The sequence below is a fragment of the Marinoscillum luteum genome, assembly GCF_044005705.1.
Lineage (GTDB): Bacteria > Bacteroidota > Bacteroidia > Cytophagales > Cyclobacteriaceae > Marinoscillum > Marinoscillum luteum.
In genome coordinates this window covers 144,058-162,109 of record NZ_JBIPKE010000017.1, presented here as the reverse complement: position 1 = coordinate 162,109, position 18,052 = coordinate 144,058, and the positions used below count along the sequence as shown (strand labels likewise).

14 protein-coding genes are annotated in these 18,052 nt (G+C 46.2%); 6 read left to right on the top strand and 8 right to left on the bottom strand.

Annotated elements, in window-relative coordinates; all coding sequences use genetic code 11:
* Positions 1–66: 66 nt before the first annotated feature.
* Complete coding sequence (locus ACHKAR_RS11880) at positions 67–1,161, bottom strand: 2Fe-2S iron-sulfur cluster-binding protein (protein ID WP_395417554.1); 1,095 nt, start codon at positions 1,159–1,161, stop codon at positions 67–69.
* A 104-nt stretch (positions 1,162–1,265) separates the two neighbouring features.
* Here ACHKAR_RS11880 and purB point away from each other — a divergent pair, with 104 nt between their 5' ends.
* Positions 1,266–2,609 carry an adenylosuccinate lyase gene (purB, locus tag ACHKAR_RS11875; protein WP_395417859.1) on the top strand — a complete coding sequence of 448 codons (1,344 nt, stop codon included), beginning with the start codon at positions 1,266–1,268 and terminating at the stop codon, positions 2,607–2,609.
* 175 nt (positions 2,610–2,784) lie between these two features.
* Entirely contained in the window at positions 2,785–4,518 is a 1,734-nt protein-coding gene (locus ACHKAR_RS11870) for a PAS domain-containing hybrid sensor histidine kinase/response regulator (protein WP_395417553.1), read from the top strand.
* Here ACHKAR_RS11870 and ACHKAR_RS11865 read toward each other — a convergent pair.
* Positions 4,515–6,950, bottom strand: a complete 2,436-nt coding sequence (locus ACHKAR_RS11865) for an aminotransferase class I/II-fold pyridoxal phosphate-dependent enzyme (protein ID WP_395417552.1) — start codon at positions 6,948–6,950, stop codon at positions 4,515–4,517. The genes ACHKAR_RS11870 and ACHKAR_RS11865 overlap by 4 nt on opposite strands.
* A 144-nt stretch (positions 6,951–7,094) precedes the next feature.
* On the opposite strand from ACHKAR_RS11865, the gene ACHKAR_RS11860 reads away from it, so the two are divergent.
* Complete coding sequence (locus ACHKAR_RS11860; RefSeq protein ID WP_159585084.1) at positions 7,095–7,469, top strand: DUF7793 family protein; 375 nt, start codon at positions 7,095–7,097, stop codon at positions 7,467–7,469.
* 15 nt (positions 7,470–7,484) lie between these two features.
* Here ACHKAR_RS11860 and ACHKAR_RS11855 read toward each other — a convergent pair whose 3' ends face one another.
* The 3 genes from ACHKAR_RS11855 to ACHKAR_RS11845 form a co-directional block, all read right to left on the bottom strand.
* Positions 7,485–8,411, bottom strand: a complete 927-nt coding sequence (locus ACHKAR_RS11855) for an aspartate carbamoyltransferase catalytic subunit (protein WP_159585085.1) — start codon at positions 8,409–8,411, stop codon at positions 7,485–7,487.
* Complete coding sequence (pyrR, locus tag ACHKAR_RS11850) at positions 8,408–8,950, bottom strand: bifunctional pyr operon transcriptional regulator/uracil phosphoribosyltransferase PyrR (RefSeq protein ID WP_395417551.1); 543 nt, start codon at positions 8,948–8,950, stop codon at positions 8,408–8,410. Before pyrR ends, ACHKAR_RS11855 begins: the two co-directional genes overlap by 4 nt.
* 84 nt (positions 8,951–9,034) lie before the next feature.
* The gene (locus ACHKAR_RS11845; RefSeq protein ID WP_395417550.1) at positions 9,035–10,588 is read right to left on the bottom strand and encodes a hypothetical protein; all 1,554 of its coding nucleotides are present in this window, start codon (positions 10,586–10,588) and stop codon (positions 9,035–9,037) included.
* A gap of 154 nt (positions 10,589–10,742) precedes the next feature.
* Between ACHKAR_RS11845 and ACHKAR_RS11840 the strand changes: the two genes are divergently transcribed.
* The 3 genes from ACHKAR_RS11840 to ACHKAR_RS11830 are packed head-to-tail and all read left to right on the top strand — an operon-like array spanning position 10,743 to position 13,094.
* On the top strand, positions 10,743–11,753 hold the full coding sequence (locus ACHKAR_RS11840; protein WP_395417549.1) for a glycosyltransferase family 9 protein: 1,011 nt from the start codon (positions 10,743–10,745) through the stop codon (positions 11,751–11,753).
* Between the two features lie 10 nt (positions 11,754–11,763).
* Positions 11,764–12,255 carry a SixA phosphatase family protein gene (locus tag ACHKAR_RS11835; RefSeq protein ID WP_395417548.1) on the top strand — a complete coding sequence of 164 codons (492 nt, stop codon included), beginning with the start codon at positions 11,764–11,766 and terminating at the stop codon, positions 12,253–12,255.
* A gap of 53 nt (positions 12,256–12,308) precedes the next feature.
* Positions 12,309–13,094 carry a sterol desaturase family protein gene (locus ACHKAR_RS11830; RefSeq protein ID WP_395417547.1) on the top strand — a complete coding sequence of 262 codons (786 nt, stop codon included), beginning with the start codon at positions 12,309–12,311 and terminating at the stop codon, positions 13,092–13,094.
* Here the strand turns inward: ACHKAR_RS11830 and hslU are convergent.
* The 3 genes from hslU to lon are packed head-to-tail and all read right to left on the bottom strand — an operon-like array spanning position 13,089 to position 17,940.
* The gene (gene hslU / locus ACHKAR_RS11825; protein WP_159585090.1) at positions 13,089–14,468 is read right to left on the bottom strand and encodes an ATP-dependent protease ATPase subunit HslU; all 1,380 of its coding nucleotides are present in this window, start codon (positions 14,466–14,468) and stop codon (positions 13,089–13,091) included. The two genes, ACHKAR_RS11830 and hslU, sit on opposite strands and share 6 nt — an antisense overlap.
* 4 nt (positions 14,469–14,472) lie before the next feature.
* Positions 14,473–15,468, bottom strand: coding sequence for a type IX secretion system protein PorQ (porQ, locus tag ACHKAR_RS11820; protein ID WP_395417546.1), 996 nt, complete (start codon positions 15,466–15,468; stop codon positions 14,473–14,475).
* Positions 15,469–17,940 carry an endopeptidase La gene (gene lon / locus ACHKAR_RS11815; protein ID WP_395417545.1) on the bottom strand — a complete coding sequence of 824 codons (2,472 nt, stop codon included), beginning with the start codon at positions 17,938–17,940 and terminating at the stop codon, positions 15,469–15,471. It lies immediately after the preceding gene.
* Positions 17,941–18,052 lie beyond the last annotated feature (112 nt).

Below are 18,052 nucleotides of genomic sequence, written 5' to 3'. Positions count from 1 at the left end.
TTTCGTACTGAAGTTACTCAGTCAGCTATGGTTTGACAAAAGAGTCAGATGATGAAATTATGAAGATCAACCTACTTCCACTTTCACGGTATCGCTCATTGGCTTACCGATACAAAGCAACACATACCCCTCTGCTGTTTCGCTCTCGGACAGACCTTCTGCATTTTCCTGATCTATTTTACCTTCCAGACACATCGCCCTGCATGCGGTACAGAGGCCACTCTGGCAAGAATATGGCATATCGATATTCTGATCGAGGGCAGCATCCAATATGGCCTCTCCTTTATTTACGTTCACCACATGCTCTTCGCCATCAAGAAGGATCGTCACTTCGCTGGAACCTGCAGGTGCCTCTGGTGCAATAATGTCTGCAGGAGAAGTCTTGCCCGCCTCAAAGCTTTCTTTTCTAATCTTCTCTTCCCTGATCCCGATTTCGAGCAATCCTTCATTGGCAATCTCCATCATGGGGGCAGGGCCACAGATAAAAAACTCGGTATTATCGTCGGTCCCCAGTCCCTTAGTGATTTCACCAATCATAGATGCGGTGGGTCTTCCTGTATATTGAGCGAATCCACTGGCATCCTCTTCCAGGATATGAACCAACTCAAAACGATGGCCATACTGCGCTTTCAATGCATTGAGCTGATCCTTGAAAACCACATATTCTTCACTCCTGTTGCCATAGATAAGGGCCACACTACTGGATGGTTCTTTGATGAGTACAGATCTCATCAAAGAAAAGAGTGGAGTGATTCCACTTCCGCCTCCCAAAAAAACAACCTTTCTGGAAGTAGAGGCACTGTATTCGGTCGTGAACATCCCCATGGGCTCCATGATCTCTACAGTATCTCCGGCTTTGAAATGATCATTGATGTGATTGGACATCAACCCACCCGGGACTCTTTTTACGGTGACGGCAGGATACTCATCTTCGAATGGGGTGGTGCAAAGCGAATAAGCTCTTCTGATTTTTTTACCCCCTACTTCTTTAATGATGGTAATAAACTGACCTGGCTTGTACTGAAAACCGGCTTCTGGTTTTTCAAAAACCACGTTTACAGCCTCTTTAGCCACTTCTATTACTTCTTTTATTTTGAGCGTCTGAAAACGCGTATCTGCTGCTACTTCTTTTTTCTTCTTCTTGAATAATCCAAACGCCATATTTGAGTCCCTTTTTTTAAAGTCCCGCAAAGGTAAATCCTACAGGTTTCCTCCACAAGTTTATATGAATGACCTATTTTTGCACCTTCAAAAAAATCATGACCATGGAGCTGAACGATCTGACTGCTATATCCCCCATTGATGGAAGGTACCGAAACAAGGTAGCTTCCCTGGCTCCCTATTTTTCGGAATATGCCCTGATCTATTATCGGGTGAAAGTGGAGATTTTGTATTTTATCTCTCTTTGTGAGATTCCTCTCCCGCAGTTAACCAAAGTGGATCACGGAAAGTTTGCAGACCTGAAGGCGATCTATGAAAATTTTTCAGAAGCCGATGCCCTCAAGATAAAAGACATAGAAAAGGTGACCAACCACGATGTGAAAGCGGTGGAGTACTTTATCAAAGAGAAATTTGACCTGCTGGGGCTGGGGACATTCAAAGAGTTTATCCACTTTGGCCTTACCTCTCAGGACATCAACAACACCTCCATTCCGCTTTCTACCAAGGAGGCACTCAAAGACGTTTTTATCCCTTACCTGAAGGAAACCATCGCGCTAATAGACAAAGTGGCGCAAGAATGGAAAGACATTCCCATGCTGGCCAAGACGCATGGTCAGCCAGCCTCTCCTACCCGGTTGGGCAAAGAGATAGCGGTATTTGTGAGCAGACTAAACGAGCAGCTGTCTGGGCTTGAGCAGGTGCCATATGCCGCCAAGTTTGGGGGAGCCACTGGTAACTTCAATGCGCACTATGTGGCCTACCCGGATAACGACTGGCATACCTTCGGAAATGATTTCGTAGGTCAGAAACTGGGGCTAAAGCGCAGCTACCCAACCACCCAGATAGAGCACTATGACTATTTTGCGGCTCTTTTCGATGCCATCAAACGGGTGAATACCATCCTGCTCGACTTTAGCAAAGATGTATGGCAGTATGTGGCCATGAACTACTTCAAACAGCGCATCAATCCCAACGAAGTAGGTTCTTCCGCGATGCCTCACAAGGTCAACCCTATCGACTTTGAGAATGCGGAGGGTAACCTGGGCATTGCCAATGCAATGTTTGAGCACCTCAGCTCCAAACTGCCTGTCTCCAGACTGCAGCGAGACCTCACTGACTCCACTGTACTTAGAAACATTGGTGTGCCGGTAGCCCACACCCTGCTAGCGCTGTCTTCTTTAAAGAAAGGCTTAGGTAAACTGGAGGTTAATAAGGAGGCCATTCATAAAGATCTGGATGACAACTGGGCTGTGGCTGCTGAAGCCATTCAAACCATTTTGAGACGAGAAGCTTTTCCTAACCCCTATGAAGCACTCAAAGCACTGACCAGAACCGGCGACAAGATCACCAAAGACACCTTACATGCTTTTATTACGCAACTGGAAGTGTCTGATGAGATCAAAGCAGAACTGATGCAAATCACTCCTTTCAACTACACTGGGAGGTAATCAGGGATTCATATAGGAAATTTTTCGAGCAAAATTTGAGGTAGACTAAATGTTATTGAGCAGGGCATTTTGCCTATTCATCGAGCCAGAACTACTCTCAGTAGGAAAAAAGCTTTTTAAAATTGTGAATGCCTTATATTAGAGCAAAATGAGTCACTGGATGACCCCATGACCTATGCCAGCGAAGGACAACACCAATGATGAGTATATAAGAAAAAGAGTTGATGACATCAGCAAGCTCATCTATGAGGTAGCTGCGGGCAATTTCGACTACAAGCTCAAACAACGTGACGTAGAAGGTGAACTGGAAGGTCTCATTGGAGGGATCAATATGCTGGGTGAAGAACTGAAAGCCAGCACAGTCTCCAGAGACTTTATGGAGAGCATCTATAAGGGTGTGGTGGATATCCTGATCATTATCACCCCGGATCAAACCATTGATAGGGTCAATGATGCGGTCGTTGACCACCTGGGATACTCACCCCAGGACCTGATAGGCCGTGATTTCAAAACGCTCCTTTCGACAGAAGATTTCTCCTTTCTTCAGGACATACAGCAGCACCTGGCCTCCAACGGGGCATATCATAACGCTGAACTCAGGCTGCTCCGAAAGGATAAATCGCGCCTGGAAACTTCGGCTTCCTTTTCTTCCCTGTTTGACAACCAAAAGAATCACCTTGGCACCATAGTCATAGCCAAAGACATCACACATATAAAGGAAACTGAGCGGGAACTCAAAAAGGCCAAGGAAAAAGCTGAGGCGGCAAACAAGGCCAAATCGCACTTCCTGGCCAATATGAGTCACGAAATTCGAACTCCGTTGAACGGAATGCTTGGTTTTCTGGAGTTACTCGGCGGCACTTCGCTTGATACTGACCAGACAGAGTATCTGGATATGATCAAAACCTCCGGACAATCCCTCGCCAAACTACTGAACGACATTTTGGATCTGAGCAAGGTGGAAAATGGCAAACTGAACATTGAGCATGTGCCTTTCAACCTTAAAAGCTCCATCCAACCCAGTTTTCAAACCTATAGCTATCTGGCCAGAGAAAAAGGCCTGGACTTTATTCTGGACGTTGAGCCAGACCTACCTGAAATAGTCATTGGAGATCCCTCACGGCTGACCCAGATCCTGACTAACCTGATAGGCAACTCACTCAAATTTACCCAGGAAGGCAGTGTATTCATCAGAGTATCAGGAAGTAGGAAGGATAATCACCACCTGGATCTATTACTTGAGGTCACAGATACTGGAGTAGGGATTCCCGAGCAGATGCGAGCATCTATTTTTGATAGTTTCACTCAGGCAGATACCTCCACCACTCGGAAATTTGGAGGTGCCGGACTTGGACTGGCCATTACCAAACACCTGGTGGCCCTCATGGGTGGCACCATCAAATTCGAATGCCCTCCGATATCCAAAAATCAGGACAATGGTACCTCCTTCTTTGTGGAGCTACCCCTGAAAGTACCTACCTCCCCGGAGCGTTCCGAGCATGATCCTGCTGCCACCAAAGAAACACCGGCCTTTCCCAAGGGCTTCAGGGTGCTCATTGTAGATGACAATGAAATCAATATCCTATTGGCGCAGAAAGTACTGGAAAAGCTAAATGCCAATGTGTCTTTGGCTCGTGACGGAAAACAAGCCCAAGATCTGGCCCTGGAGCAAAGGTTTGATGTCATTCTGATGGATATACAGATGCCCGTGATGGATGGATTTGAAGCCTCCACTGCGCTTCGGAAAGCTGGATATCAGGCACCCATCATTGCTCTATCGGCCAATGTTTACCCCGAAGAAATCAAAACCTGCTTCGAAAATGGAATGAACGGACATATTGGGAAACCATTTACCGTGGATGGCATTTTCAACAAAATCACCTCTGTGATCAACGAAAATCCGGGTTAGGAACTAATCGTTTCATTCTGGACCACTTCCATCATTTCCATAGCAAAGTTATCCTTCGCCTGTATGTAGGCGATCTTCTGTATAGATTCGGCCCCTACCTTCCGTTTCTCAAAAGACGCAGAAAAACCAAAATCAATTCGTTTAAAATCAAGTGCTCTCGCCCTCAATACAGTCTGAAACAACATCTGGCGGTACACCGAAAACTCATCCGAATAATCGTAATCCAATCCGATGAGTGAAGGCACATAGGTCAAATTCAGGTTCTTGTAAGAAAACATCACACCTATGAGTCGTTCAGGACTTTTCTCTCCTCCGGCAGGATACATTTTGATGAATTCCCAATTTGAATCCGCATTCATCACCTCAAAGACAGATTGAGGATAAGCAAAAGTGTTCATATCGAAATTCTTGTCCCAGACATTACGGTAAAGCGAATAGGCTTTGCTAAGTTCTTCCGCACATAAGTCGTTAGTCACCTCCGCCTGAACCCGATCTGTGTACTTCTCTATATCCTGACGGAAATGCTTTCTGGATTTGGACGACAACCGCTGTATATAATCATCTTGCGTGGACCATGACAAGTCCTCCATCACACAAGAATCGGGCAAAGCAGCCTTCACGTAGCCCTGACCATCGCAATGTGCCTTAAGAAAATCATCGGAAAGGGTGAAATCCCGTAAGGCAATCACATCCGGCTGAAGCTCCTCATCAATTTTGGTGAGCGTCTGGAAAAATAAATTCAGAATGGCGTCTTTGTCTGGGTGCTCCTGATCGAGATACAAATGATCCCCCTCTGTAAACAATGACCCCATGGCCAGCACCTGACTAGAGTGGTACAGCGGGTCACTGAGCCTCTTTTTCTCCAAAGCCATAGAAACGGAAGCCGGTGCCAACATGTCATCCTTCCACAGTGTTTTGGTCAAAAAGGTGGCCAGCACAATCTTATCAGCCTTATCTCTGATCAGCACAAACCTGAAATCCCACTGATGTTCTGGTGCCTGCGAAGCATCAAAGGCCTGCTCCAGAAATTGCAGCCCTGCAAAATCAAAGACGTTTCTCCCTTTGAAAATATCATCCCATTCCTTGGCTGGCAACTCATCGGTGCTCTTATATACGGATACCCGAAAGGATGCTGGCATTTTGATTGGTGCTGATTGCCCTTTGTCCAACAGAGGCAACCCAAATGTTTTCCTGACTTGATTTTTGGTGGTGGTTTCCTCTGCCAGAGCCACAGGATACAACCTATCCATGGCCTCTACCAGGGCCTTGATATCTTCCTTTTGGTTATGTCTGGACACCGTAAACCTCACTCCAGTGCGTTTCACCGCGACTGCAGGGAAAACCCCCATATTCACATAAAAGCCCGCATCCATGAGCTTTTTCACAAAATTGTAACCTACGGCCGGTGCGCCTGTTCCAATATAAAATACAGGGCAGTTATTTTCTTCAATCAAAGGCAGGTCGGTTTTCGCAAGACACGCATTACAATAAGCTACCTTATCGGCCAGCTCCTTCTGCATGTCATAGATCTCGTCTGACAGGTGGATATCTGCCGAAGCAATGGCTGCAGCTACCGAACTGGGTTCCAGCTGAGCTGAAAATGTAAGCGGCCCTCCAAAGCGCTTCACCCTTGTATAAAAATCTTTATTGGCCGTGACCATGGTAGCACCACTGGCCCCAAAGGTTTTGCTCAATGTGGTAAAGACAATGACGTTTTGGGGTAATTCTCCGTATTGACTAATCACATAGCCAGTACCATTCTTACCCACCCAGCTCATACCGTGCACATCGTCATAATAGAGGCATAGCTGAGGGTACTTGGCAGATAGTTCCTTTAATCGCCCTATGGGCGCTTCATCGCCATACATAGAATACACTCCGTCAGCAAAATACCATATCTTATCCGCCACGGAGCTGAGGTCTTTGATCTTCGCCTCCAGCATTTCCATGTTATTGTGTTTGATCATTTCTACCGGAATACCTCGAGTTCTGGCTATCTGACAGCTATTCTGTACACTCCAGTGCACTTGCTGATCCAGAATAATGGCATCTTCATCCCGCACCACTGTGGGGATAGTGCCCAGGTGTCCTAAGGTGCTATTTTTGGTGACCACCACAGGATAGCCGTACATTTTTTCCAGCTTATCCTCCAGTTCACTATAGGCCGAATGTGAGATAAAGGTTTTGGAAAGAGGAAACTGCGTACCATATCGCATGATCGCGTCTACTGCGGCTTTCTTTATCCTGATGTCCTGCTCAAGCCCCAGGTATCCTGTAGTGCCAAAGTGACAAAGGTCCTTCCCGTTGACTTTAATGTGACGACCGGTAAAGTGATCATCCTCAGTGTACAAATCCACCACACCCTTCTCCGATGCATTTCGCGAAATTTCAACAACTGTATCGATATAATTATTGTGTCGGATTTTTGCCATACTTATCAAAAATACTCTTCTTAGCGCGCCGAAAATTCGATTGGAAGAACTTATCGACGAATCACTCCGTTGCACCTATCTATGATTGTTTTATACAGATGACTATCTTTGATTAACTATCCATTTAATCAGAGGTTTTCAGAAATGAACTTTTCATCCATAGAAAATGATTTTGCTCAGTTTCACATCAGGGATGGAGTGATGTTCTTTACCTACAAGCCTGATATTGAGATTGACCTGGATGGTGCCAAACGGATAGTCGCTGATCGACTCAAACTCCAGGGAGAAGAAACCTACCCCGTAGTATGCGATATCCGGGGGCTCAAGGGTGCCAATAAGGCGGCAAGGGATTATCTGGCTAATGAAGGGTCTGAAAAAGTGAAAGTAGTAGCACTGATTGTAGCTTCACCGGGTCTGAAAATCATGACAGACTTCTATCTCATGGTAAATAAACCCACGGTTCCTACCAAAATTTTCACCTCAGAAGATCAGGCTGTTAAGTTTATAGAATCCCTTTAGACCGGAGGAGCCTTTTTAATCCACTTTCCCAGCGAGCAGATAAAGCACGGCCATTCTGATGGCTACCCCGTTTTCCACCTGATCCAGTATGATAGAATGCTCCGAATCTGCCACATCACTGGTGATCTCCACGCCACGATTGATGGGGCCCGGATGCATGATGACAATTTCTTTATTCAGAGAATCGAGCAGCTCTTTGTTGATGCCATAGTAAAGCGAATACTCACGCAGTGAGGGAAAATAGCGCATTTTCTGGCGCTCCAGCTGGATGCGAAGTACATTGGCAATGTCGCACCACTCCAGCGCCTTTCGGATATCCAGCTCCACTTTCACCCCCAGGGAGGCGATATGCTTTGGCAACAGCGTGGCAGGTCCGCAGACCATCACTTCTGCTCCGAGTTTCTGTAGGGCAAAGATGTTAGACAGGGCCACACGTGAGTGGAGAATATCTCCCACGATCACCACTTTCTTGCCTTCCACTCCGCCGGTCTTTTCTCGGATGGAAAAAGTATCGAGTAATGCCTGAGTAGGATGCTCATGGGTACCATCTCCCGCATTGATGATGTTGGCCTTAATGTGGCGGGCCAGAAAATGAGGTGCCCCAGGGCTGCTATGGCGCATGACCACCATGTCCACTTTCATGGCCAGAATGTTATTGACCGTATCCAGTAGTGTCTCGCCCTTTTTCACAGAAGAAGAGGAAGAGGAAAAGTTAATTACATCAGCTGAGAGGCGTTTTTCTGCCAATTCAAAGGAAAGACGGGTACGCGTAGAATTCTCAAAAAAAACGTTGGCCACAGTGACGTCCCTGAGAGAGGGCACTTTTTTGATCGGCCGGTTCAAAACATCTTTAAAATTATCAGCAGTTTCAAAAATCAATTCGATTTCATCACGATCGAGGTTTTTGATACCCAGGAGATGCTTTGTCTTTAATTGGCTCATTCAGTTTCGTTGATTAACCAGATGTTGTCTTTTTTGCCCTGCTCCTCCAGCTCTACGAGCACTCGCTGAGAAGTCATGGTATTCACTCTGCGCCCCACGTAGTTAGCTTCTACGGGGATGTGCCGGGTATACATTCTATCTATGAGCACCAGTAGCTCCACCTTTGCTGGCCGGCCAAACATGGTCATAGCGTCCAGGGCTGCCCGTACCGATCTGCCAGTGAAAAGCACATCATCAATTAGAATGACCTTCTTATCTTCAATGATGAAAGGCACCTTGGTTTGATTGGGGGTCTTGGGGCTCTCCCGCCTCCTGAAATCATCTCTATGAAACGTGGTATCGAGGTATCCAAGCTGGATTTTGGTGTTGAGCATTTCTTCCAGGCGCTTGCGAATGCGCTCGGCAAGATAGATTCCTCGAGGCTGCATGCCCAAAATCACAGAATCAGAAAAATCACCATGGTTCTCGATGAGATGCTGACACAACCGGCTGATTGTGATCTGAAGGAGCTTACTGTTGAACAGGAGTCTTTTTTGCATGATCAGGCTTCCTGCAAATATAAGAGCATCTCCCTTAACCCAAATAATCCGTCAGATAATAAAATAGAAATAACAGGTTAGACCTTAATTAGACTTATCATCCAGGTGGTACTGGATTTTATTAATATAAAAAACCCGTCTGCTAATTTTGCCCCCAGTGCCATTCTCGTTGCGGATGCGCTGCTCACCAAAGGCATACATGGCACGATCATACCATACTTTTAGGCCTTCCACTTCCGGGTTTTTGGTTTTCACTTCGTCATCCACATAGGCCAGACGAACAGGGTTAAAGGTCTTCCCCTCATAAATCTCATTGCCTTGAATGATTTTTGAGCGAATGGTATTTTCTTCCAGATACATCAATACTGTCTTATCCTCATAGTTACTTACCGCCACGAATTCCTCCAGGGAAAAAGTCTCTATGTCATTGATTTCAAAGCTATTGTCCCAAATAATATTTCCATTTCGATCAAATGACACCACCACCGCGTGAGTATACTGGTAGCCCATGAAACTTGGATTAAACCTGGCAGGACTATTCCATCCATATCTACCCACATTGGAAGAATAGTTGGAATACCGGGGATAATAGGCTTCAGCAATCATCAGGTATTCATCTCCCCGCTGGATTATATCATGCACCAACAAACGGTAACTAAACTGGGTATTCTTCCCTTTAGAACGCTTCCGCTCTATTCTTTCTCTGATGCGCTGCTGTCGGCGCTCATTCATGTATCCGAAAAAATTATCCAAATCGGCATACTCATGATATTTAACAAACTGCTGACGACCGTTTACAAACTTGGAGAGATACAGTCCACGACTGTATTGCGAAGCTTTCTTGGAATACGTGCCAGCCATGTATTGAAACCCACCATAAAAGATGGTGCTGGCCCCATCGATCAGATTCTTTTTATCTCCGGGAGTAATCACATTGGTCTGGATGAGATCTCCGGCCGCTGTGAAGGTTTTGGCTCTTATGGTGTATTTTCTATTGGGCATCCGATCTTGCTGAATCACCGTAAACATCAGCGCTTCGTCATCAATGATGATGTCCAAAATATCACTGTTGTTGTCATAAAAGCCTGGAACCACACGGGGTTTTTGCTCCTCCAGATCGAAGGTGAGCAAAACAGGCCGAAGGTTGGTGTAGCCAGCAAAAACTATGTTATGATCGATCACTTCAAAAAAAGTCAGCTGGATCGGGAAAACGGTGTTGATCTCAATTCGTCGATGCGTGGCAGTGAGGGCATCAATCTCCACAAGCAAAAACTCCTGACTCCTGTATCTGGATACATTGAACAGAAGGTAGTATTTGCCATTGTGATACTCTGTGCCGGCCAGGTAGCTATCAAAAGGAATGGAATAGATACGCGTCCAGACGATATCCAGCAGCGTATCCAGGCTATGAAAGGTCCAGTTAAACCCCTCCGGTGTCCTTTTTTCGGTTTCCACGGCCACCAGCAGGCCCGCTTCTTCCCCATTGATCAGGTTGAAGTCCATGCCATAATCATCCATTTCAAATTCTATCCGATTTGGCTGATCGATCCGCGAACTTGTATCGGGAGCCTTTTTCTGGGCCATCGCCAGAAAGGATATCAACAGGAAGCAGACAAAAAAGGAGCCTTTCATTGACATGAGCTTATTTGTTTTGAACACTCCATAGTTAAACGGCTGGTCTTTCCGTTAAGATGGTAAATAAAAAATTAGTTCATGAGTTTAAAACAATTCAAGGCCTCATGTCCTTTAAATTTACTAAAACTATTACAGCCAGTACTATCGGCTTACTCCTATGAAAATTTTGATTTTGCGCTTTTCTTCGATTGGGGATATCGTGCTTACTACCCCCGTCATACGTACGCTCAAAACCCAACTGAGCGACGTGGAGTTACATTTCGCTACCAAAAAGGAGTATTTGCCCGTACTTGAGGAAAACCCATACCTGGATCAGCTCCATCTTTTGGAAGGCGGGCTTTCACCCTTCATTTCTCAATTGAAAAAAGAAAAATTCGACTTCATTGTAGACCTGCACCACAACCTGCGCACGCTGGCCATCAAAAATCAATTGGGTGTGAAATCTTTTTCATTCAATAAGCTCAATCTGCAGAAGTGGCTCTATACCAACCTGAAAATCAACAAACTGCCCAATACGCATCTGGTAGATCGGTACATGGATACGGTGACCACCCTGGGAGTGAAAATGGATAACCTCGGGCTGGACTACTTCATTGCGGATAAAGACGAGGTGGAACTGAACTGGCTCCCGGAGGCCTATCAGGGGGGCTTTGTGGCTTTCGCCATAGGCGGGAAATTTGCCACCAAAAAGCTACCGAAAGATCGGATCATAGAACTCTGTGACCGCATCAATAAGCCAATAGTGCTCCTTGGCGGGAAAGAGGACGCCGAAACCGGTGAAAGCGTAGAGCGTTTTTTCCAGAGAAGCGAAAAAGAGAATGAATTCACAGAAGGTCTTGAAGCTTTGGGCAAAAAGGCCATTGTGTTCAATGCCTGCGGTAAATTTAACCTGAATCAATCGGCATCTTTAATCCGTCAGTCCCGTTGGGTATTTACGCACGATACCGGGCTCATGCACATAGCGGCGGCATATAAGAAGGAAATCTTTTGTATCTGGGGCAGTACAGTGCCAGAATTTGGCATGTATCCCTATCGCACAAAATTCACTATTTTCGAAAATAAAAAATTGGACTGTCGACCTTGCTCGAAACTCGGCTTTGACAAATGCCCAAAAGGACATTTCAAATGCATGAATGAAGTTTCGTTTGATTTTTACTTACCCGATTAACTCATAAAAAATGAAGACCCTATATATCATCCGACATGCCAAATCGTCATGGAGCTTTGACCTCCCTGATCATGACCGCCCCCTGGGCAGAAGAGGCCGGCGGGATGTGCTTATTGTCGCCAAGCATTTGAGCGAAAATGAATTGACTCCAGACCTGATGATCAGCAGCACGGCCAGCCGGGCACTCAACACAGCCCTGTATATCGCTGATGACTGGGGCTATCCCGAAGAGCAAATCCGACTGGATGAATCACTTTTTCATGCCACCAGCGAGCACCTCCTGGAGGTACTTTCCAATATCAGGGAGGCGGACTCAGTGGCCATTGTTGGACATAATCCAGGGTTCACTGATCTGGTCAATCACTTTGCAGAGGACTATGTAGACAATCTCCCCACCTGTGGTATCTATGCATTGGAGCTCAATATCGACAACTGGAAAGACCTGAAATCCGCTGATGCCACCAAGAAATTTCTACTGATCCCTAAAAGGTTACATCGATAACTTTCCCAGTCCAAGGGGATTGTTTTTCTTTCTATTAACTTTATGAGAGGACTATGGAGGCTATTTTAGAAAAATTTCCTTTTGCTTATTATCACATTGCGCTGCGCTATTTCGTAGCTGCGGGGCTGGCTTTTTTGGTGTTCTATGTGATTTTCAGGAAAAGAATGCCCCTCAGGAAAATACAGGAGCGATTTCCAAAAGCCAAGGACTACCTGAGAGATGCGGGCTATTCGCTCATTACAGTAGCCATTTTTGCAGTTATATCCATATGGTCTTTTAAGGTGCTCAAGCCTTACCATCTGCTTTTCGATTCGTTTGAGTCCATGCCGGCGTGGTACTGGCCCCTTACGGTGATCCCGATGTTTTTCATTCACGATTTTTACTTCTACTGGGCACATAGACTCATGCACCACCCCAAACTCTTCAAGCAGGTGCATAAAGTACATCATCTGTCTACCAACCCCTCACCTTGGACTGCCTACGCATTCCATCCGTTTGAGGCGGTGATCGAAGCTTTGATCATCACGATCCTGTGCTTTACGGTACCCACGCATGCAGCTATAATCGTACTATTTATGATTTTCCAGATTTTTTACAACGTATATGGTCATCTGGGCTATGAGCTTTACCCCAGAGGATTCAATAAGACCTGGATCGGCAAGTATGTGAATACCTCAGTGGCTCACAATCAGCACCATCACAAGTTTCAGGGCAATTATGGCCTTTACACCCTCATATGGGATCGGGTCTTTGGCACCCTGCGCACAGACTATGATGACGCATATGACCGGGCTGCCACTCGTCGGGTGCCAGCTAAAGAAACTGTCCTGAATTTATAAAATATAGTGACTGAGGTCTTTGTTTTTGACCAGTCCGGCAAGCTTCTCCTCCACCAGCGCCTTATCAATCACGATCCTGGCATTCTGCCCTATGGTATCGGGAATCTCAAAAAGAATCTCGTTTAGCAGCTTGCTCATGACCGTGTGTAACCTCCTGGCACCGATGTTTTCAACCTCCTCATTGATCTGAAAAGCTATCTCAGCCAATCGTTCCAGAGCATCATCCTGGAAGCTCAATGACACATCTTCGGCACCCACCAGGGCGATGTATTGCTTGGTCAATGCATTCTTAGGCTCTTTGAGTATACTCAGGAAATCCTCCTTGGTAAGGTTATCTAGCTCTACACGGATGGGGAATCTACCCTGAAGCTCCGGAATCAAATCAGAAGGCTTGCTAAAATGAAAGGCCCCGGCAGCAATGAACAGAATATGATCTGTGTGCACAATTCCATATTTTGTATTGACGGCACTCCCCTCCACAATGGGTAGCAGATCACGCTGCACCCCTTCACGACTCACATCCGGACCGCCCTGACCACCTCTGCTACCACCGGCTATCTTATCCACTTCGTCTATGAATACGATGCCCGTATTCTGGGCTTTCTGAAGGGCCTCTTCCTTCACCTCATCCATATCAATGAGCTTCGAGGACTCCTCTTCCAGGAGAATTTTTCTGGCTTCCGCGATCGTTACTTTACGCTTTTTGGTCTTCTTAGGCATCATGCTTCCCAGCATCTCCTGAATATTGATCATAGAAGCCTCATCCATGCCCCCGCCAATCATTCCCATGCCTGGAGTACTGTTCTGCTTCACATCGATCTCAATCTTTCGCTCATCCATTTCCCCATCTCTGATCTTCTCCCGAAAACGGTCTCTGGTTTTCTCGTTCAACTCACGCTCATCCTCCGGCTGATCCTTCCCCATGCCTGTAGCATGAGGCGTGGGCGAACCTTTGAGCGGAGGGATCAACGCATCAAGGATTATCCCTTCTACTATTTCCTTTGCACGCTCCTTCACTTCCTCCTTCTTGGTGGTCTTCACCATGTCCACCGCCTGCTCCACCAGATCTCTGATCATACTCTCCACATCGCGGCCCACGTAGCCCACTTCCGTAAACTTAGAAGCCTCCACCTTGGTGAAGGGAGCTTCTGCCAAATGAGCCAGCCTTCGGGCTATTTCAGTTTTACCTACCCCGGTCGCCCCTATCATCAGAATGTTATTTGGGACGATTTCTCCCTGAATTTCTTCCTTTACATTCATTCGGCGCCACCTGTTTCTCAAGGCAATTGCCACATTGCGTTTAGCATCGTTTTGGCCAATGATGTATTTATCTAACTCGGCAACAATCTGCCTTGGTGTCAAATTCTTATTCATAGTGCTATAAAATCTTCTTAAACGAATTTAGATTGGATTGGATGGTAAAGAAATCCGTCCCTCCGGCGGCATGATAGGTGGCATGTGAATACCTGATCTGAAATTGCCTGATTCCAAGTGCCAGTCCGTAGCTCAAACCTGCGCCGTAGGCTTCTTCGCCTACTTTCAATTCCTGATGCATCAGGTGGCTATAGCCAAACAAAAACTGAACGTTTTGGTGAATGATAAACTCAGCACCCACATTCACATGACGAAATATTCGATCGGCAATCTCAATGGTTTTTGATTTACTGATCCCCTCATCCAATGAAAAATACATATCATTCCGCACAAGGTTATAAGCAGAGATGCTAAACCTGAAAGGCATATAAGTTGGCTTCACCGATGTGCTGATCTGCACGTCGAATGGGACGTGATTGGCGCCCGATCCTGTATAATCCGCAAGAACAAAACCAAAATTTCTAAAGACCAATCCTACAGTGAAATCGGTATCAGGGGCGCGGTACACTCCGCCCAGATCTCCCAGTAAAAGCGAGGAACCATAACCAGCAATGCCATTGGAGGCATACTTTATATTACCTCCCAGGGCAAAAGATCCGATGCGATGGCTCTTCCCTACTGTCAAAACAAGATCCTGCGCCTGAAAACTCCCGGTTACCGTACCATCGGGATCGGTCTCTACAAAGTCTCCATAATCGAGGTAGCTCACCCCAAAAGCAAGTCTACCCACTTTAGAAAATTCCGCAGCATAGGCCCCTGAAAAGGAGTACACCCCTGCAAACATTGGACTGAAATTGATGGCTACATCAGTGCGTGCCACAGAGTCCAAAACTGCCGGATTGTGTACAAACTGCATCAGGTCACCATCAGCCAAAGACACTACCTTCCCACCCAGTGCAGCATTGCGAGCGCCAAACGGAGTCTGCAAACTCTGATACTGATCAAACTGAGCAGAAGCAGAAAAGGTCAGAAGGGTCAATATGGCTATCAACCACTTCAATTAATCCCTGGCTGTTTCGGGTAGGATGAAATTCATAGGCTCCTTGGGTTTTTGCGACAATAACGCAATTTCTGTCACCTCTTGTACAGTCTTTACAAAATGAATTTTCAGGTCTTTGATATAAAGTTCGTTGATCTCCTCCAGATCCTTCTGATTTCGCTCGCACATGATGATCTCTCTAATCCCGGCCCGCTTGGCAGCCAGAATTTTTTCTTTGATCCCGCCTACAGGAAGCACCTTACCTCTCAGGGTGATTTCACCAGTCATGGCAAGTTTACTTCGGATCAGGCGCTGCGTATACACAGACGCCAGTGCAGTGAGCATGGTGATCCCTGCCGAAGGTCCATCTTTCGGGATGGCACCTGCCGGTACGTGCACATGCAGATCATAATGCTCAAACACACGATAATCTATATTGAGTGATGCGGCATTGGTCTTGAGATAAGAAAGTGCGGTCATGGCGGACTCTTTCATCACATCTCCCAGCTGACCGGAAAGGGTCAACTTGCCCTTTCCACGACTCAGGCTGGCCTCAATAAAGAGGATATCTCCACCAGAAGGCGTCCAGGCAAGACCCGTGGCCACACCTGGCAGCTTGTTGTCTTCATAAGCATCCTTGTCAAAGTCCTCCGGCCCCAGAATTCTTCTTACCTCACCCTCTGTTATTTTGGGCTGGTACTCCTCCTCCATGGCAATGGATTTGGCCACATTTCGAATCACGGCAGCTAACTTGCGCTCCAGGCTCCTGACACCCGACTCGCGAGTATAGTCATTGATTAGCTTGGCAATGGCCGACTTGTCAAAAGTGATCTGCTTGGCTTTCAAACCGTGCTCTGTTCGCTGCTTGGGGATGAGGTGCTTTTTAGCGATCTCTACCTTCTCTTCCAGGGTATACCCCGTCACATCGATGATTTCCATTCGGTCACGCAGCGGAGCCTGAATGGTATCCAGAGAATTGGCCGTGGCGATAAAAAGCACTTTTGACAGGTCATAGTCCACTTCAAGATAGTTATCCTTAAACGTGCTATTCTGCTCAGGATCCAATACCTCCAGCAGGGCAGAAGAAGGATCTCCACGAAAGTCGGAGCTCACCTTATCTATTTCATCCAATATAAATACCGGATTAGAACTTTTAGCTTTATTAATGTTCTGAATGATCTTACCTGGCATAGCGCCAATGTAAGTTTTTCTATGTCCTCTGATTTCAGCCTCGTCATGCACTCCTCCCAGAGACATGCGCACATACTTTCGGCCCAGAGCATCGGCTATAGACCGGCCCAGAGAAGTCTTACCTACACCGGGAGGGCCATAGAGACACAAAATAGGCCCTTTGAGGTCATTCTTTAGTTTCCTCACCGCCAGGTATTCAAGGATCCTCTCCTTCACTTTGTCCAATCCAAAATGATCCTTATCCAGGATTTTCTTGGCATTTTTCAGGTCAAAATTATCTTCAGTGCCCTCCTCCCATGGCAGATCCACCAGAAGTTCAGCATAGTTCATAGCCACGGGATACTCCGCTGCGGCCGGATTCATCCGACCAATCTTATCCAGTTCCTTCAAAAAATGCTTCTTGACTTCATCAGGCCATTTCTTATCTTTTGCTTTGTCCCTAAGAGCATTCACCTCCTGATCAGGACCATCCTGCCCCAACTCATCCTGGAGTACTTTCATCTGCTGTCGCAAATAATAATCCCGCTGCTGTTGGTCAATGTCAGAATGTACCTTGCTGGCGATTTCATGCTTCAGCTCAAGCATCTGAATGTCCTTCAGCATGTATTTCAGCAAAAGCTCCGCACGCTCCTTCGGATTGTTGGTTTCCAGCAGCTTCTGTTTATCACTCACCTCAGCATTAATATTGGACGAAAGAAAATGAGTCAGAAATGTATAACTCTGGATATTCTCCAGTGCCACCTGAGCTTCTTTCGGAATCTCGGGATTCAGCTTCAGTACCTTATAGGCAGCTTCTTTCAGTGATGAAGTGATCGCGTTAATTTCATCCTCGCTCATCTCGTCACTTTCCTTGAGTATTCGGAAGGTCGCTTTCAAAAATGGTTCTTCCTTCACAGGCTCTCCCAGTTCGAAACGCTGCTGTCCCTGTATAATGATCGTCGTATTCCCATCAGGAAGCACCAGCATTTTCAGGATTTTGGCCACTGTGCCAATCTTATAAAGGTCATTGAAAACCGGCTCCTCTTTCTTGGTATTGTTTTGTGCCACCACCCCTATGATCCGGTCACCTTTATAGGCCTTTTTCACCAGACGAATAGATTTCGTCCTGCCAACAGTAATCGGCAAAACCACTCCGGGGAACAGTACGGTGTTTTTAATAGGCAAAATAGGAAGCTCATCCGGCAAATTATCGTCGGTCATCTCCTCTCCGTCCTCATCAGCCACCAGCTGAATAAGCTCTCCTGATTCATCCTCTAAAAACTCTGAAAAATATAAACGGTTGGTAATATTATCTTCAAACATAAATATCGTGTCAATATGGCAGTAACTACCTCAAAAATCTACTTTCAAAAGAATCAGGTAGACAAATGTCAATAGCTGTGCCAAATTAGCTACTGTGCCAGAAATGGTATTA

What these genes read in the sequence shown, in the direction of transcription:
- ACHKAR_RS11880 (WP_395417554.1), bottom strand. Translation starts at nt 1,161, where the DNA reads ATGGCGTTTGGATTATTCAAGAAGAAGAAAAAAGAAGTAGCAGCAGAT.
- purB (WP_395417859.1), top strand. Translation starts at nt 1,266, where the DNA reads ATGGAGCTGAACGATCTGACTGCTATATCCCCCATTGATGGAAGGTAC.
- ACHKAR_RS11870 (WP_395417553.1), top strand. Translation starts at nt 2,785, where the DNA reads ATGCCAGCGAAGGACAACACCAATGATGAGTATATAAGAAAAAGAGTT.
- ACHKAR_RS11865 (WP_395417552.1), bottom strand. Translation starts at nt 6,950, where the DNA reads ATGGCAAAAATCCGACACAATAATTATATCGATACAGTTGTTGAAATT.
- ACHKAR_RS11860 (WP_159585084.1), top strand. Translation starts at nt 7,095, where the DNA reads ATGAACTTTTCATCCATAGAAAATGATTTTGCTCAGTTTCACATCAGG.
- ACHKAR_RS11855 (WP_159585085.1), bottom strand. Translation starts at nt 8,411, where the DNA reads ATGAGCCAATTAAAGACAAAGCATCTCCTGGGTATCAAAAACCTCGAT.
- pyrR (WP_395417551.1), bottom strand. Translation starts at nt 8,950, where the DNA reads ATGCAAAAAAGACTCCTGTTCAACAGTAAGCTCCTTCAGATCACAATC.
- ACHKAR_RS11845 (WP_395417550.1), bottom strand. Translation starts at nt 10,588, where the DNA reads ATGTCAATGAAAGGCTCCTTTTTTGTCTGCTTCCTGTTGATATCCTTT.
- ACHKAR_RS11840 (WP_395417549.1), top strand. Translation starts at nt 10,743, where the DNA reads ATGAAAATTTTGATTTTGCGCTTTTCTTCGATTGGGGATATCGTGCTT.
- ACHKAR_RS11835 (WP_395417548.1), top strand. Translation starts at nt 11,764, where the DNA reads ATGAAGACCCTATATATCATCCGACATGCCAAATCGTCATGGAGCTTT.
- ACHKAR_RS11830 (WP_395417547.1), top strand. Translation starts at nt 12,309, where the DNA reads ATGGAGGCTATTTTAGAAAAATTTCCTTTTGCTTATTATCACATTGCG.
- hslU (WP_159585090.1), bottom strand. Translation starts at nt 14,468, where the DNA reads ATGAATAAGAATTTGACACCAAGGCAGATTGTTGCCGAGTTAGATAAA.
- lon (WP_395417545.1), bottom strand. Translation starts at nt 17,940, where the DNA reads ATGTTTGAAGATAATATTACCAACCGTTTATATTTTTCAGAGTTTTTA.